The sequence below is a fragment of the Sulfitobacter sp. SH22 genome (assembly GCF_965641905.1).
Lineage (GTDB): Bacteria > Pseudomonadota > Alphaproteobacteria > Rhodobacterales > Rhodobacteraceae > Sulfitobacter.
The window spans coordinates 1,025,260-1,039,399 of record NZ_OZ282573.1 but is presented as its reverse complement, the minus strand read 5'-3'; the positions used below and the strand labels follow the sequence as shown (position 1 = coordinate 1,039,399).

General features: G+C 55.3%; 15 protein-coding genes, 1 tRNA gene and 2 pseudogenes. 9 read left to right on the top strand and 9 right to left on the bottom strand.

Annotated elements, in window-relative coordinates:
• Window positions 1-6: 6 nt before the first annotated feature.
• The 8 genes from proB to ACSQ13_RS07025 all read right to left on the bottom strand — a co-directional run bounded on the left by proB (window position 7) and on the right by ACSQ13_RS07025 (window position 6,342).
• The gene (gene proB, locus ACSQ13_RS07060) at window positions 7-1,116 is read right to left on the bottom strand and encodes a glutamate 5-kinase (RefSeq protein WP_295510190.1); all 1,110 of its coding nucleotides are present in this window, start codon (window positions 1,114-1,116) and stop codon (window positions 7-9) included.
• Window positions 1,104-2,138, bottom strand: coding sequence for a GTPase ObgE (obgE, locus tag ACSQ13_RS07055; protein ID WP_295510193.1), 1,035 nt, complete (start codon window positions 2,136-2,138; stop codon window positions 1,104-1,106). The genes proB and obgE overlap by 13 nt, the downstream gene beginning before the upstream one ends.
• A 28-nt stretch (window positions 2,139-2,166) precedes the next feature.
• Entirely contained in the window at window positions 2,167-2,709 is a 543-nt protein-coding gene (locus ACSQ13_RS07050; RefSeq protein ID WP_176249080.1) for a GNAT family N-acetyltransferase, read from the bottom strand.
• Window positions 2,706-3,308, bottom strand: a complete 603-nt coding sequence (locus tag ACSQ13_RS07045) for a LysE family translocator (RefSeq protein WP_176249079.1) — start codon at window positions 3,306-3,308, stop codon at window positions 2,706-2,708. The genes ACSQ13_RS07050 and ACSQ13_RS07045 overlap by 4 nt, the downstream gene beginning before the upstream one ends.
• A 186-nt stretch (window positions 3,309-3,494) precedes the next feature.
• A complete protein-coding gene (rpmA, locus tag ACSQ13_RS07040; RefSeq protein ID WP_008225807.1) occupies window positions 3,495-3,764 on the bottom strand; it encodes a 50S ribosomal protein L27 in 270 nt (89 codons plus the stop codon).
• A 12-nt stretch (window positions 3,765-3,776) separates the two neighbouring features.
• Window positions 3,777-4,493 carry a 50S ribosomal protein L21 gene (locus tag ACSQ13_RS07035; RefSeq protein ID WP_176249078.1) on the bottom strand — a complete coding sequence of 239 codons (717 nt, stop codon included), beginning with the start codon at window positions 4,491-4,493 and terminating at the stop codon, window positions 3,777-3,779.
• 197 nt (window positions 4,494-4,690) lie between these two features.
• On the bottom strand, window positions 4,691-5,500 hold the full coding sequence (locus tag ACSQ13_RS07030; protein WP_295510208.1) for a hypothetical protein: 810 nt from the start codon (window positions 5,498-5,500) through the stop codon (window positions 4,691-4,693).
• A complete protein-coding gene (locus tag ACSQ13_RS07025; RefSeq protein WP_176249076.1) occupies window positions 5,500-6,342 on the bottom strand; it encodes a DUF2059 domain-containing protein in 843 nt (280 codons plus the stop codon). Before ACSQ13_RS07025 ends, ACSQ13_RS07030 begins: the two co-directional genes overlap by 1 nt.
• 146 nt (window positions 6,343-6,488) lie before the next feature.
• On the opposite strand from ACSQ13_RS07025, the gene ACSQ13_RS07020 reads away from it, so the two are divergent.
• Window positions 6,489-6,579: transfer RNA gene (locus tag ACSQ13_RS07020), tRNA-Ser, on the top strand.
• A 513-nt stretch (window positions 6,580-7,092) separates the two neighbouring features.
• On the opposite strand, the pseudogene ACSQ13_RS07015 reads toward ACSQ13_RS07020, so the two are convergent.
• Window positions 7,093-8,115: pseudogene (locus ACSQ13_RS07015) on the bottom strand (recombinase family protein); the annotation flags it as partial.
• Window positions 8,116-8,596: 481 nt separating this feature from the next.
• On the opposite strand from ACSQ13_RS07015, the gene ACSQ13_RS07010 reads away from it, so the two are divergent.
• The 8 genes and pseudogenes from ACSQ13_RS07010 to ACSQ13_RS06975 all read left to right on the top strand — a co-directional run bounded on the left by ACSQ13_RS07010 (window position 8,597) and on the right by ACSQ13_RS06975 (window position 14,139).
• Window positions 8,597-8,764 carry a hypothetical protein gene (locus ACSQ13_RS07010; protein WP_295510218.1) on the top strand — a complete coding sequence of 56 codons (168 nt, stop codon included), beginning with the start codon at window positions 8,597-8,599 and terminating at the stop codon, window positions 8,762-8,764.
• Window positions 8,765-8,963: 199 nt separating this feature from the next.
• Window positions 8,964-10,580 carry a recombinase family protein gene (locus ACSQ13_RS07005; RefSeq protein WP_295510244.1) on the top strand — a complete coding sequence of 539 codons (1,617 nt, stop codon included), beginning with the start codon at window positions 8,964-8,966 and terminating at the stop codon, window positions 10,578-10,580.
• Window positions 10,581-10,862: 282 nt separating this feature from the next.
• Complete coding sequence (locus tag ACSQ13_RS07000; protein ID WP_295510247.1) at window positions 10,863-11,270, top strand: hypothetical protein; 408 nt, start codon at window positions 10,863-10,865, stop codon at window positions 11,268-11,270.
• 69 nt (window positions 11,271-11,339) lie between these two features.
• Window positions 11,340-11,783 carry a hypothetical protein gene (locus ACSQ13_RS06995; RefSeq protein WP_295510249.1) on the top strand — a complete coding sequence of 148 codons (444 nt, stop codon included), beginning with the start codon at window positions 11,340-11,342 and terminating at the stop codon, window positions 11,781-11,783.
• A 155-nt stretch (window positions 11,784-11,938) separates the two neighbouring features.
• Window positions 11,939-12,274 (top strand): transposase family protein, encoded by a 336-nt coding sequence (locus ACSQ13_RS06990; protein WP_295510252.1) that lies wholly within the window; start codon window positions 11,939-11,941, stop codon window positions 12,272-12,274.
• Between the two features lie 319 nt (window positions 12,275-12,593).
• Window positions 12,594-12,848 (top strand): annotated as a pseudogene (locus tag ACSQ13_RS06985) (hypothetical protein); the annotation flags it as partial.
• A gap of 71 nt (window positions 12,849-12,919) precedes the next feature.
• Window positions 12,920-13,534, top strand: a complete 615-nt coding sequence (locus ACSQ13_RS06980; protein WP_295510264.1) for a DUF1819 family protein — start codon at window positions 12,920-12,922, stop codon at window positions 13,532-13,534.
• Window positions 13,531-14,139 carry a DUF1788 domain-containing protein gene (locus ACSQ13_RS06975; RefSeq protein ID WP_295510266.1) on the top strand — a complete coding sequence of 203 codons (609 nt, stop codon included), beginning with the start codon at window positions 13,531-13,533 and terminating at the stop codon, window positions 14,137-14,139. The genes ACSQ13_RS06980 and ACSQ13_RS06975 overlap by 4 nt, the downstream gene beginning before the upstream one ends.
• Window position 14,140 lies beyond the last annotated feature (1 nt).

The window sequence follows — 14,140 nt, the reverse complement described above, 5'->3', positions numbered from 1 at the left end:
TGGAATTCAAGACAGCGCCAGATCGTCCCTGTGGATTAATGCCGCGCGGCCCGGTGATCCTAAAAGCTCTTCAATTTCAGAGCTTTGGTGGCCCTTGATAATCTCGGCCTCGCGGGAGGAATAACGGGTGAGCCCATAGCCGATCGTATGTCCGGCGGGCGTCAGGATCGAAATACTGTCGCCGCGGGCAAAGGGGCCCTGCACGGCTGTGACGCCCGCCGGCAGCAGGGATTTGCCCCGCGACATCGCCGCGACCGCGCCCGCATCAAGGGTGACGCTGCCGCGCGGTTTCATCGCGGTGATCCACAATTTACGGGCGGTTTGGGGGTCGGATTGCGCGGCAAACCAGGTGGCATTCGCGCCGTTTTCCAGCGCCAGAAGCGGCCGCAAGGGCGAGCCTTCGGAAATCGCCATCGCGCAGCCGGCGGCGGTGGCCGTTTTGGCGGCCATCAGCTTGGTCTTCATCCCGCCCTTGGACAGGCCAGACCCCGCATCGCCGGCCTGGGCTTCGATTTCGGGGGTAATGGTGGTGACGGTCTCATAGCGGATGGCATCAGGGTCATCATTGGGGTTGGCGGAATAGAACCCGTCAACGTCAGAGAGCAGGATCAGCTGGTCCGCCGCGACGGTCACCGCGATCTGTGCGGCAAGGCGGTCATTGTCGCCAAAGCGGATTTCATCGGTGGCCACGGTATCGTTTTCATTCACGATCGGCACGACGCCCAAGGACAACAGCTGCTCCATCGTGGCGCGGCTGTTGAGATAGCGGCGGCGGTCGGCGCTGTCTTCCAAAGTGACCAGCACCTGCGCGGTGGTGATGCCGTGGGGTTCAAGCGCTTCTTCATAGGCGCGGGCAAGGCGGATCTGGCCAACGGCTGCCGCGGCCTGGGATTGTTCCAGCGCCAGGGTGGTCGCCGGCAGCCCCAGCACGCCGCGCCCCAAGGCGATGGAGCCGGAAGAGACCAGCACGACGTCTTTGCCCTGCCCTTTCAGCCATGCCACATCTTGCGCCAGCGAATGCAGCCATTCGGCGCGCAGCTTCCCGGTTGCCCGGTCCACCAACAGGGCCGAGCCGATTTTGACAACGATACGTTTGCCGTCGCTTAGGGTTGCCAAGGTGCTTCTTCCTCGGCGGGGCGGAAACGCAGGCGGTCATCGTCAATCTGGCCGCGCAGGGCGCGCAGCACGTCGGTGACGCCTTCGCGGGCCACGCCCGACATCATCATGACCTCGCAGCCGCAGGCTTTTTCCAATTCATCACGGGCGGTTACACGCTCTTCTTCATCCAATGCATCAATCTTGTTGAGCACCGTAATGCGGGGCTTATCCGCCAGATCGCCGCCGTATTTTTCCAGCTCTGTGATGATGGTCTGGTAATCTTCGGCGATGGTCTCAGAGGTTCCGTCAATCAGATGCAACAGCACGGCGCAGCGTTCGACATGGCCCAGAAACAGATCGCCAAGGCCGCGCCCCTCAGAGGCACCTTCGATCAGGCCGGGGATATCGGCGACCACAAATTCGGTATTGTCCACGCCCACAACGCCCAGGTTGGGGTGCAGGGTTGTGAACGGATAGTCGGCGATTTTCGGGCGCGCGTTGGAGGTTGCGGCCAGAAACGTGGATTTACCCGCATTGGGCAGGCCCAGCAGGCCCACATCGGCGATCAGTTTCAGACGCAGCCAGATCGTGCGTTCCACGCCTTCCTGGCCGGGGTTGGCGCGGCGGGGGGCCTGGTTGGTGGCGGATTTGAAGTGCAGGTTGCCCCAGCCGCCATTGCCGCCACGGGCCAGTTCAACCCGCTGGCCCAATTCGGTCATGTCGGCCAGCACGGTTTCCTGATCTTCGTCCAGCAATTCGGTGCCGACGGGAACGCGCAGAATGATATCGTCGCCATCCTTGCCGGTGCGCTGTTTGCCCATGCCGGGTTGGCCGTTGCGGGCGAAAAAGTGCTGCTGGTAGCGAAAATCGATCAGCGTGTTCAGACCATCCACGGCCTCGGCCCAGACGGAACCGCCGTTGCCACCGTCACCGCCGTCAGGGCCGCCATATTCGATGTATTTCTCGCGACGGAACGACACACAACCGCCCCCGCCTGCGCCAGAGCGGATATAGACTTTGCACAGGTCGAGAAACTTCATTTCAGGGGCCTTTCCGGGGCGCAGGTGGTTACAGCTTGATGCTATAGGTCCATGTAGGTACGCAGGTCTCGCGTGCCAGACAATAGGTTTCGGCATTGCCAAGATAGCGGAAACCCGCATTGGTTAATACTTTGGCCGAAGCCGGGTTATCGCGGAACACCGAGGCGAACATATTCTGGTTGCCCAAAGGGTTGGCCTGAACCAGCGCTTGTACGGCTTCGGATGCCAGATGGGTATTCCAGAACGCAGGTGCAACCCAATATCCGACTTCGGATTGGTCACGGTCCATTTTAACAAGCGATATCACGCCCATCACTTCGGAACCGCCGGTCTTGAGGCCATCCATGACCCAGACATCTTCGGTCCGCGGATCTGCGGTGGCACGGGCGATATAGGCCTCGATCACGCCGGGGGGCAGCGGATGGGCGATCGACACCGTGTTCAACGCGACGCGCGGGTCGCTGGCATAAAGTTCGATCAACCCCTGATCCGAGCGGCGCACGGGGCGCAGGTCAAACCGTTCCGTCTCGATCACGGGCTGGGGCGGTATTTTCAAGGCTTCCACCGTCATGTTCCTCCTCCGAACAATACGAATAGGACTGATGCGACCGTCAGACATGCCAGCGTCCACATCAGGTATCTTTCCCAGATGGTGCCGGCAACGGTCTTGGCAATACCAGCACCTGCCAGCGTCCACAACGGATGCAGGATGATCTGACAGCCCAGCAATATCGCAGCGATTGTCGCGGTCGCGACCAGGGTTGGCGTGCCGGGGGTGACAAAGGCGGTAAAGCTGCCGAAAATCATCGCCCAGGCTTTGGGATTCAGGGGGTGCACAATCAGGCCGGCTGCAAAACCGGGGGCGTTTTCGGTCTGATGTCCCTGCCCCAAGCGCAGGTTCGCAACCTTCCACGCCAGCCAGATGATATAGGCCGCCGAGGCGAATTTGAGCGTGGTAAACAAAAGCGGCGCGCGTGCGGCAAGCTCCATCAAGCCGAAACCGATGGGCCAGATGATCAGCTGCTTGCCAAGGGCCACACCGGCCACAAACGGCAATGCCGCGCGAAAGCCAAAGCGCGCGCCGGTGGCCATCATCGCCATATTGGCGGGGCCCGGCGTGCCGACCTGGCTGACGGCAAAAACCGCCAGGGATGCAACTGCGACGCTCATGATGGTTTCCTTGCGGCGCTCACGTGACCGGACGCGCAGCAGATCCCGGCAAACAGGACGGGGCATGGTATCAGTATCATATCGGCCCCTCCTTTCCGGATGGGTAAAACATCAATGAATGAATAGCAAAAAAGGACCGGCGTTTCCGCCGATCCCTGAATTTTTCAAAACCCTATAAGGTACGGCTTACTCTGCGGCTTCTGCCACTGGCAGAACCGAGATAAACGTGCGGTTTTTCAGGCCCTTGTGGAACTGTACCTTGCCGTCAACCTTTGCAAAGATTGTGTGATCCTTGCCCATGCCAACGCCTTCTGCTGGCCAGAATTTTGTGCCGCGCTGACGCACCAGGATGTTGCCTGGGATAACAGCTTCGCCGCCATATTTTTTAACGCCAAGACGACGTCCAGCGGAGTCGCGACCGTTACGGGATGAACCGCCTGCTTTTTTATGTGCCATTGGTGTCTCTCCTTAGCCTTTTGCGAGTTCTTTGGCCTGTGCGATCCAGTCTTCACGACCCACACGACCTTTGAACGACAGTTTCTCTTCAATCGCTTCTACGTCAGCGTCTGTCCACTCTGCGATTTGTGCAAATGTGGTGATGCCTTCCGCGTGCAGCTTGCCAACGATAACCGGGCCAACGCCAGAGATCTTGCTCAGGTCGTCTGCGCCTTCAACGGCGGCTGCCTTTTTGGCGGGCTTTGCTTTGGCGGGCTTTTCAGCGGCTGGTGCTGCTGCTTTCTTCTCTGCTTTGGTTTTCTTCGCAGGCTTGGCTGCGTCAAACTTGGCAGCGGCGTTGGCTTCGATGGCGGCAACGGCTGCTGCACTTACCGAACCGGTACCGATGGCTGCTTTCGCGCCGGACTTGCCTGCGCCAGATGCCATGATCTCGCCGATTTTAACCAGCGTCAGCTTTTGACGGTGGCCCTTGGTGCGCTTGGAAGAGTGCTTCCGGCGGCGCTTGACGAAGTGGATGACTTTGTCGCCCTTGATCTGGTCAACAACTTCGGCCTGAACGCCGGCATCGTCTACCGTAGGGGAGCCGACAACGGGGCTGTCGCCGCCCAGCATCAGAACTTCGTTGAATTGTACCGTGTCGCCCGCGTCAGCAGCCAAACGTTCTACCCGAAGCATATCGCCGGATTGAACTTTGTACTGCTTGCCGCCTGTCTTGATGACCGCAAACATGCGTATTCCTTTTTCGTTTCCGCATCCTGTGGTCCCCGTATCGGGTGTTTTCGGGTCGAAACCCACCTCGGACAGCGCACCCCATTTCGGGATGATCATAAAATAATAAAGGCACCCGAAACGGATACCCTTGGTTAAGAGCTGCCAAATGCACCACCGCTCCCTTTATGTCAAGCGCCGAACCGGGGTTTTCAGGGTTAAAGCTCCTCTGCGACCATATTCAACGCGACGGCACGGCCCAAGGCATAGGAAATCTCGGCATAGGCGGCACCATAGCCGTCAAACAGCGCCCTGTTCAGCGCAATACCGGCTTTGGTTTCGGCAAATCCAATGTACTGGTCCAGCGCCGCATCCTCCAGCGGCGAATAGGCCAGCAGCAAATACCCGTAAAGCCAACCGGTGGTGTCCTCGGTAATCGCGTCCTGCTGATCGGTGACTTCGGCCAGCATTTCACCGTCGGTCATGTCCATCGCACCGCCATCGCCCAGACCCCGCATGAATTGATAGTTCGAATTCATCGCGGCGGTGACATTGCGGTTGATCATGTCGCCACCGTCGATCAGCGCAGTGATCCGGGCCAGACGCGGGTCGTTGGTCCCTTCGAGTTCGGCGAATTTCGTGCGCGCGGCATCCTCGATATCCTCATTGCCAATGGCGGCACGGGCGGCATTCTCCAGTGTGATGACCTGCGCCCCTGGCTCCGTCGCGAAAAAGCGGATCACCTCTTCGCGCATGTCGCCTTGCACTTCTGCCTCAAGATGGGCGCGCAAGGTTTCGGTCAGCCGTTGGGGGTTATAGATCGCATCGACCTGCAACTGCCAGCCTGCGCCCCCCTGCCCGCCCAGCATGTCCTGATTGATGGTCTCGGCATATTCGACCCCCTCGGCCTGCAAGATCACTGCGACCTCGTCGATCCTGAGGACATCCATCAGAACCTGCGCACGCGCATCGGCCCAGACCGGCGCGGCCAGCACCCAGAGCAGCGGAAGGATTAAGAAATGGCGCATCACAGATCCTGACTGGGCTGCATGCCCGCCAACCTTTGGGCCACAGCCTCATAGCGGTTCGCCATGATCTCGTACTGAACGGCATTCATCAGGGCATAGACCTTCTGCATCTTCGGGTCTTCCAAAGCCTGCGCATAGGTCAGGACCTCGTCATCCGAAAAGGCCTGATAGGTATAGGCCGACCCCGCCAGCGCGTTTTCCTTGATGGATACGCGCATCTCGGGTTCCTGACGGCGCACAGCCTCGCGCAGGTCGGGTTCTTCCATTTGCAAGCGGATCACCCCTGCGCCTGCGGCGGCCATCAGAAACCTGATCTGCACCTCCTGGATCGCCCGGATCGAGCTGTCTTCGACGTCGCTTGCCGCGTTCAGCTTGGCCAGCAAGGCGACACGGGCGGGATTGATGCGGCGCAGCCCCTCAAGGATCGCGGTGCCTGCTTCCGACTTGGCATCGGAATCCTCTTTCATATGCGACGCGTTTTCAGCAGCAACCAGCCGTTTGCCCAGATCGGTGGCGTAAAATGCCGCCGCATGGTCCAACGCGTCATCATCCAGCGTTTCCGACAGAATATCGGAGCCCATTTGCAGCATCACATCGGTGTCAAATACCTCGCGGACCAGCCGTGACCATTCAGACCCGAAATCAGCGGCATCAATGCCCAGCATCTGCGGGGCCGAATCTGCCGACAGCCGGATGCTTTCCAGCGCCACGTCAAAGCCCGTCACCTCCAGAAACGCATCGACGCGCTGGTGGTCGGCTGCCTGTGCGGGCGGTGCAAAACCCGCGATCCCGATGGCCGTCGCCAAGGTCACATACTGACAAATTCGTAAGAGCGCCCGCATCACACTGCATCCTTTTGTTATTTACGCCTCTGATCTTAGAAGAAATCCGCCGGGCAACAATGAAAATCCCCGTGACCCAGAATTCTGCCCCTGCCCCCCTTGCCAGCCCGTCCAATCGGGACTAAACGAGCGCACCACACCGATGCGGAGAGGTGCCGGAGTGGTCGAACGGGACGGTTTCGAAAACCGTTGAGCCTCTAAAGGGTTCCCAGGGTTCGAATCCCTGTCTCTCCGCCATTTGCGAACAAAACTGGGCACTGCCGTGCCAGTAAGTTCATCGCGCATGACTGCTTTTTTAATCTGGTCTTTTCTCCCTTGAATGCGAAGCTCTTTACCGTCGACTTCGACTCGGTCAATGATGATGCGAAGGAAACTTCGCTTTCTTCGATTATCGCCGGATGACAGCGCTTTGTTCATGGCATCGACAAAAGTCGAAATTTTTTCCTCGGAAATTTGCGCTTTTGGCTTGAGCTCGGAAGTGAGATTATTGACCGCACGCTGTGCAACATCTCTCTCCGCGCGCAGTTCATCAAGCCGTTCCGCCAAAGCCGGGTCGGAACTTTCCATGATACCGCCCTCAACCAAAGTCAGAAGACGTGCGAGTTTCAACTTGGCTTCACTGAGGTTTGTTTGATAGCCGACAAGACGTTCGGTTTTTTCCGACTTCTCTGACTCCAAGTGCTTCTGTTTGATCTCGATTAGCCGAGAAATTTCCGAATATGTTAGCAGATGCGAGTGAATCGCGGTCAGAACGGTTTTGTCCAGGTCTTCCATTCGTACTCGCCGCCCTTTGCATTTTCCGACGCCTTGGCGCGCCCGGCCACCACAAGCGTAATAGCGATACCTACCGCTCTTGCCTGTGCTGATGGTCATGGAACTGCCGCAGGATGCGCAGGTCGCCAAACTGTTCAAAAGTATCGGTCCCCCCACATTCTGGGGAGGTAATTTTTTCGGATCACGAGAGCACAGTTCTCGCTGTATGCCTTCGAAGACTTCTAACGATACTATTGCAGGGACGGTAATCAGGATTGGCTCTCCCGTTCCCGTGCTCGTCTTCCGCCAGCATTCCCCCATGTAAATTTGATTTCTTAAGAGGCGGTGCACGATCGAAATGGTCCATCGTTTTTTACCGCGGGTGCGGTAACCATGCTCGTTGAGCCAATGTGCAATCTTAGTCACACCCAACGGTCCAGATTTTCCGTCCCCTTTTCGATACAAGTCAAAGATGAGCCGAACGACCTCGGCCTCCGCCTCTTCAATTTCAAGTTTCTTCTTCTTTGCGCTGCCACGTCTTTCGACCTCCACCGCCCGGAAACCGAAGGGCAGGACGCCGCCGCTAAAAAACCCCTGCCGGGCGTTCTCGGCCAATGAACGCGACACGTGCTTGCCCGTCTCCGCAGAATTGTATTCGTCAAACTTTGCCAAGATGCTGCGGACCAGATCGCCCATGGCGTCGTTGCTGACTTCCTGCGTTATGCTGACAAGTTGAATGCCCCGCTTCGCAAATTCCCTGGTTCGGAGTTCAAGCTCAACCTGGTCGCGGAAAAAACGGCTGAACGAATGCACCAAGATCACATCGAATGGCGGGTCCCCGTCTCGCGTTGCATCCAACATCTGCTGAAACCCTGGCCGGTTGTCATCTCGCCCGGTACGGGCGTCCGAATATTCATCGACAATCGTCCAGTTTTTGGATGCGCAGTATTCATGAAGCTGTCGCCTCTGATCAGGCACAGAGAGGTCTTTCTTCGCTTGCGCTCCTGTCGAAACGCGCATGTAAAGTGCGGCGCGCAAGCCCAGGTTACTGGTCTGTCTTCGTGTATGGCGTTCGGTCATTGCGGATCCCCGTTTAGTGTCGAGAGCATAGCTTGGAAGTCAGCTTAGACCATCGATTTTTGTCGTTTTGGGAGAGTTTCGAGTCGCGGGTTGGGACGTTCGTCTCGACCTCTTTTTAGTAAGAGGCCGAGACGAGCATCCCAAACCCGACGGTTTCAGATTTCTATTTAATATGGCGTTCAGAGGGAAAAATTAGCTGCTGAGCCCAATCGGACATCGGCGATACTCTACTTTTCGGAAGTGAATCGAGTAATATTGGCTGATTTTGGTAAACACGAAGAAAATAAGATTCTTTATAACATTATATTTTATTGTTATATTTGATGTACTTACTGCGTTATCTTTTGGCGCTCTTGACCGCATCAGCAATTGATCCGTCCGACGCGTGATCGTCTCACGCATCACAAGAAATGTGATGGACATGGACATGAAAGAAAAATCAACAGGCCCGAATTTTTTGGGAAACTCGCCGAAACAAGTGGAACCTGAGGACGCGGCACTCGGCAACATTTTAGAGATATCCGAAGAGGAGTTGGAGGTCGTTGAGGGGTTTCTACTTCATAAAGTCCTCGAAATTTTGGGAATGTAAAATCTCTGCCACCAGAATCGACGCGTAACCTGGCGTCATGAGTGCTGGTTGTTGCGGTGTTCAACTATGCGCCGCGTCAACCACCACTCAACGCTTACTAAAATTACTGATTGCTATTTGCGAACCTTAAAGCTGCCAGCTTTTGGGACCGGGAAACCTGTGTCGACACCATAAACATCAACCTCTCAAAGGGGTCACAATGACAAAAGAACCAAGCTCATTGACGAAAATTATCCGCGCCGCCATTTACATGCGGGTCTCCACCGGAACGCAAGCAAAGAGGGACTTGTCCATACCTGACCAACGACGACAGCTTCGCGACTACTGCGCAGCCAAGAGTTGGGGGATTGTCGGCGAATATTCGGATGCCCGTACGGGCCGGGATGACAACAGGCCGGGTTTCCAGAACATGTTGGACGCTGCGCGAGTTGCGAACCCGCCATTCGATGTAATCTTGGTGCACTCGTTCAGCCGTTTTTTCCGTGACCAGGTTGAACTCGAACTCCGGACCAGGGAACTTGCGAAATACGGCATCCAACTTATCAGCATTACGCAGGAGGTCAGCAACGATGCCACCGGCGATCTGGTGCGCAGCATCTTGGCAAAATTTGATGAATACAACTCTTTGGAGACGGGCAAGCACGTGTCGCGTTCAATGGCTGAAAATGCACGGCAGGGATTTTTTAGCGGCGGCGTCCCGCCGTTCGGCTTCCAGGCAGTAGGGGTCGAAAAACGTGGAAATACCATTAAGAAGAAATTGGTACTGGATGAGAAGCAGGCGGAGTTGGTCCAGCACATTTACGATCTCTACCGGTTTGGTGACGGGAAGTCTGGACCTAAAGGGGTCAAGAAAATAACCACGTGGCTGAACGCCAATGGCTACAAGACGCGCAATGGTGCCCGATGGGGAATCGGCCCTGTTCATCGGCTTCTTACTGATCCGATCTATAAGGGGGAATATTGGCGCGAGACTTCGAATGGAAATAAGCAACCCATTCTCGTTCGGGTTCCAGCAATTGTGTCCACAGAGGGGTTCGACGATGTCCAACGTCGCCTGAGGGCTCGGAACCCCAAGAGCACGCCTCCGAGAACGATCAGTACACCGACTCTCTTAGCGGGACTCGCTGTCTGCCCTTTTTGTGGCGGCGGCATGCTTTTGAGTACCGGAAAAGGAGGGAAATATCGGTATTACGCTTGCGGTTCACGGCTGCGTAAAGGCGATACGGCATGCGTAGGACTGCGTGTTCGCATGGACGAGACTGATGACTTGGTTGTATCTGCGATGCTGAAAGACTGCCTCGCCCCTGACCGATTGAGCAAATTACTGAATGAATTTGTAAAGCGGAAAGCCACAGGTAATGTGTGTCGCGCTGATCGGTTATCACGGCAACAAAGGCATCTATCCGAGGTAAAGGAAAAAATGGCACGGCTGCTTTCGATGGTCGAAAAAGGCATCATGGACGTTTCTGAACCAGTGCTGGCTGACCGATTGGCAGATCTCAAGGTCGAACATGAACTCGCAAAAAAAACTGTGGACGCAACCGCCGCCCAACTGAACCCGGAAGCGGACATCTCTGAAGTGCATGTGTCGGCTTTCGCTGCTTTGCTGCGGGAACACCTGACCACGAGAGGCGCGCCGATGCGGCAAAGCTATCTTCGGTCTATCTTTGGCAGGATTGAGATCGATAAAACAGAGATTCGGATTTACGCCAAGGACGATTGTTCAAAGCTCAGCGCCTTTCATAAGCGTAATCGAAAGAAACGAAAGGCATCTCGATGGAAGCTGCTCTACGTCGTTCCCAGACAAAGCGCATAGCCATCGATGGGGAGAAGAATGGTGACCCGATAGTCTGAGTTTTTCTCGCAATTTGAAGGCGAGATAGCATTCGCGCCCCGGAATATCCTGTCTTTCAGAAACGCTTCGGAAAGATGTTGAAACGATATCTATCCGGAAGTTGCGATTTGCATCGCGGTCGTCTTGGTGAGACCGCGATGCAGTTCGAACTCCGAAAAAATAAAAAAATTGGCGACGGAACCCGATTCAAAGGGAACTTCTTGACCAGCACTTACGCTGTCGCCAAAGGAAATGGAGTCTACGATGTCCAATCATGATATCATGCTCGTTCGCGCAAAGATTACCCCCGCCGTCGCGGTCTACCAATTCATGTCTGAATATGCAGATGCGCTTGTATCTGCCGCGCACCTTCTCGGTGGCGAGCAGGCCGCCCAAAGAACGTCCCTACTGATAAATGAGATTTTGCAAAGAGCACCTCTGTGTCGGCATTTGCGCGCTGAATTCGTTGACCTGCACCGGTTGCTTTCGCTTCAGGCAGTTGATGACCTCGAGAGCATCGAGGCCGCTTGCTTTGCGAAAATTGATCCCGCTTCACCGGTCGTCGAAGAGGTGTGCCTACTCAGTGACGGGCTCTTCGACCATTTGGTGGCTCTGGCGCGTGCTGAGTATCTCGACCCGGTATGGCGTCCTGTCTTGGACGCTGCGGCTTAAATTCCCGGTCCCGCTAAGGCGGGATCGCCTTGAGCGCCGATAAGGCGCACGGCCAGAGAAGGATACCCCATGAAACCTGAACAGCTCAAAAGCCAGAAAATCGAAGAACTTGCTATGCTCGCCGTTCGTCTCGGACGCGAAGTTTGCGAGGCTCTCGAGGAAATGTCCTACGCTGGGAGGCAAACTGCTTCACTTGCGGATGTCAACGCGCTTTTGCGTCGTTTACAAGTTGGCGATCTCAGCGACGGAAAGGACCAAGTGACAATTCGTAATATTCAAAGTGATATTGGCTCTGAAATTTTTCAAGAAGCCCGCGGAACTCGTACTGAACCTGTAGTCATCGGTTATGATGAAGACGGTGCCATTTGTGAAATGCAACAGTTAACGGTTTTTACCGATAAAGGCAGCGCACTTCAAACTCTGGAGCTGCTTATCATCTCATTTGTAGATGCTCGCCGAAAGCTGATGGATCGCGCCAACGCTGATCGTCTAATATGTCGCCTTATGAGGTGATACTGCCAACAAAAAAATGGCTCATTGGGCTCCTTTTTCAGGGGGCTCAATTTGATTGATAATTTCCCTCACTGAGTGGCTTCATCAGGGGAATCGCGTTTGGAACTGAGTGGGTATAAGATTGATCTTGCAGGTGATGGCGGGATGGGTTCTGGATGGGTGGTTGTTTTCATCGGGTGCTCATCGTCATGCATATTTTTCTATCCGCCTTCGATGAAGTTCCTGATCCGCGCGCGCGTAACGTGCGCTACGACCTTGGGGAATTGCTCGTTATCGCCTTCGTTTTGGTCTTGTGTGGGTCGACATCCCGCGCGGAGATGGCCGCATTTGGTCGTGCAAAAGAGAGCTTTTTCAAGAACTTCCTGAAACTCAAGCATGCCATTCCATCGCATGAATGCCTTCTCGGAGGTCTTCCGGATCATCAACCTTCGCGACGCATCCCGACGAATCGTGCAAACGCCGCAGCGCCGATCATCGGCTCCTCTTCCTGACCGCTCTTGAGACGAAGATCTCATTGCGAAATAGGGAAGAGGCTGACATCCGCAGAGCTGGGAGAGGCTCAGCGACTCGTAACCTGATGTATGTCTTCCGACTATCAAGACTGCAAATTCGGAAACGCCGAATAGTTCAGGGTAACCTCAAGAGCCGGATTTTTCGCCCGGCTGGGGAATTCTTTTTTAAGACAGTTCACCTTCTTGATGGGTTACCGACCAATGCGAATGGTAGTCGGTTGCCAACGGCTCGGCAGAGCAGCCATTGCTTCGCGCGCAAGTCTTTGCTTTAGTGCCGAAAACAATTTTAGAGCGAATAATGTCATTTTTTGAGCAGCCGATTCTAAACTCGCCGTACAAAATTCCGGAACAACATTGGGAACTGGATGACGACGGGCGTCCTACTGACATCGTAATCGAGAAAAGACGGCGGTCCGACCTCATCTCCGCCATGCCGAAGCCAAGGAGCGCGAAGGGCATTAAGCAATCGGAGATGGAGCTTAGCTCTGCCGGGCTTGAAGGTCAGGACATGGCCTACATTGTCACCGAGTTCGTCAACGATCTGCACACCCGCCCTCCGCGGCATCCCCATAATGCGATCGGTAACGCCGTAGAAGTACAAAGCGCACTGCAACGGCGATCCTCATGAGCAGAACCAGCGAACAAGACTACCAGATGTCCTTTACCACAGGCGGACTGTTGTTGAATGAAAGCCTGACGGTCGCGCGGCTCCATGTTGAGGGTGAGCCTTGGCAGCAAACAGTTTCTCGCGCACTGGAGCAGAGTGCAACTTCGCTTCCTAAAACCGCCTCTAACCGGCGCACACTGCGCGAGATATCGAACCGCTTGAGGGCGCTTACTCGTGAAGAGCGATTTTTTTTACTGGACGAGGCGGATCGTACGGATCAGCAGGCACTTCTTTGGTTGGGAACCTGCCGTGCTTACCGTTTTGTGCGCGAATTCGCGGTTGAGGTTATTCGCGAGCGCCATCTATCCTATCAAATGGATTTGCCTTTAGTGTCCTTTGACATCCTGTTCGAGGCCAAAGCGGAATGGGATGAGGGGCTGGCAAACCTCAGTTCGTCTACTCGACAGAAATTGCGGCAAATTCTATTTCGCATGATGCGTGAGGCTGGAGTTCTGTCTAACAATAACCGTATTCAGCTGGCTATACTGTCACCTCGACTGAAGGCGATGATTGAAGAGGCTAATCCTGCGGAACTGGCCATATTCCCTGGCATCTTGATCGGCGGAGTATGAGCTTGAAACTTGAATTAACCCGCAAGGAACGCGCCGAACACCTGTACCGCGTGATCACCAGTGAACGCTTCTTGACCAAGCAGGGCTTGGGCAATGAAGTACCTTTCTTCATTTGCCCCTTTCCTGCCGAGGAAGGTCTGTCGATCGTTGATGATCGCAAAGATCTGGCAACACGGATTGCGCATGCAGGCACAAAAGTTCTTGATCTGAATTTATACGACATGGCTTTAGACATTTTGTCTGAGCGGGGAATCCTTGAGGAAGTCCTCGAGATCGAACAGACATGTGAAAAGGCAGAAATTAAGGAACTGCTGCAAGGGGTTCTCGATCCTCAGGCCCACCTCATACCACGGGTCGGCGAAGCTATTGCGGCAACGCCACACGACGTGATTTTGTTGTCCGGTGTCGGTGAGGTCTATCCCTACATCAGGTCTCATAGCGTCCTGAACAACCTTCAAAGCACCGCGAAAGATGCCCCCACCGTACTGTTCTTTCCTGGAAGCTACACGCATGCTCTGGCGACCGGCGCTTCGTTGGATCTGTTCGGCAGGCTTCACGATGACAAGTACTACCGCGCCTTCAACATCCTGAATTACGAGGTCTAAC

Bases quoted from the DNA above. Each gene is read 5' to 3' on its own strand.
- obgE (WP_295510193.1), bottom strand. From the start codon at position 2,138: ATGAAGTTTCTCGACCTGTGCAAAGTCTATATCCGCTCTGGCGCAGGC.
- ACSQ13_RS07050 (WP_176249080.1), bottom strand. From the start codon at position 2,709: ATGACGGTGGAAGCCTTGAAAATACCGCCCCAGCCCGTGATCGAGACG.
- ACSQ13_RS07045 (WP_176249079.1), bottom strand. From the start codon at position 3,308: ATGAGCGTCGCAGTTGCATCCCTGGCGGTTTTTGCCGTCAGCCAGGTC.
- rpmA (WP_008225807.1), bottom strand. From the start codon at position 3,764: ATGGCACATAAAAAAGCAGGCGGTTCATCCCGTAACGGTCGCGACTCC.
- ACSQ13_RS07035 (WP_176249078.1), bottom strand. From the start codon at position 4,493: ATGTTTGCGGTCATCAAGACAGGCGGCAAGCAGTACAAAGTTCAATCC.
- ACSQ13_RS07030 (WP_295510208.1), bottom strand. From the start codon at position 5,500: ATGCGCCATTTCTTAATCCTTCCGCTGCTCTGGGTGCTGGCCGCGCCG.
- ACSQ13_RS07025 (WP_176249076.1), bottom strand. From the start codon at position 6,342: ATGCGGGCGCTCTTACGAATTTGTCAGTATGTGACCTTGGCGACGGCC.
- ACSQ13_RS07010 (WP_295510218.1), top strand. From the start codon at position 8,597: ATGGACATGAAAGAAAAATCAACAGGCCCGAATTTTTTGGGAAACTCG.
- ACSQ13_RS07005 (WP_295510244.1), top strand. From the start codon at position 8,964: ATGACAAAAGAACCAAGCTCATTGACGAAAATTATCCGCGCCGCCATT.
- ACSQ13_RS07000 (WP_295510247.1), top strand. From the start codon at position 10,863: ATGTCCAATCATGATATCATGCTCGTTCGCGCAAAGATTACCCCCGCC.
- ACSQ13_RS06995 (WP_295510249.1), top strand. From the start codon at position 11,340: ATGAAACCTGAACAGCTCAAAAGCCAGAAAATCGAAGAACTTGCTATG.
- ACSQ13_RS06990 (WP_295510252.1), top strand. From the start codon at position 11,939: ATGGGTGGTTGTTTTCATCGGGTGCTCATCGTCATGCATATTTTTCTA.
- ACSQ13_RS06980 (WP_295510264.1), top strand. From the start codon at position 12,920: ATGAGCAGAACCAGCGAACAAGACTACCAGATGTCCTTTACCACAGGC.
- ACSQ13_RS06975 (WP_295510266.1), top strand. From the start codon at position 13,531: ATGAGCTTGAAACTTGAATTAACCCGCAAGGAACGCGCCGAACACCTG.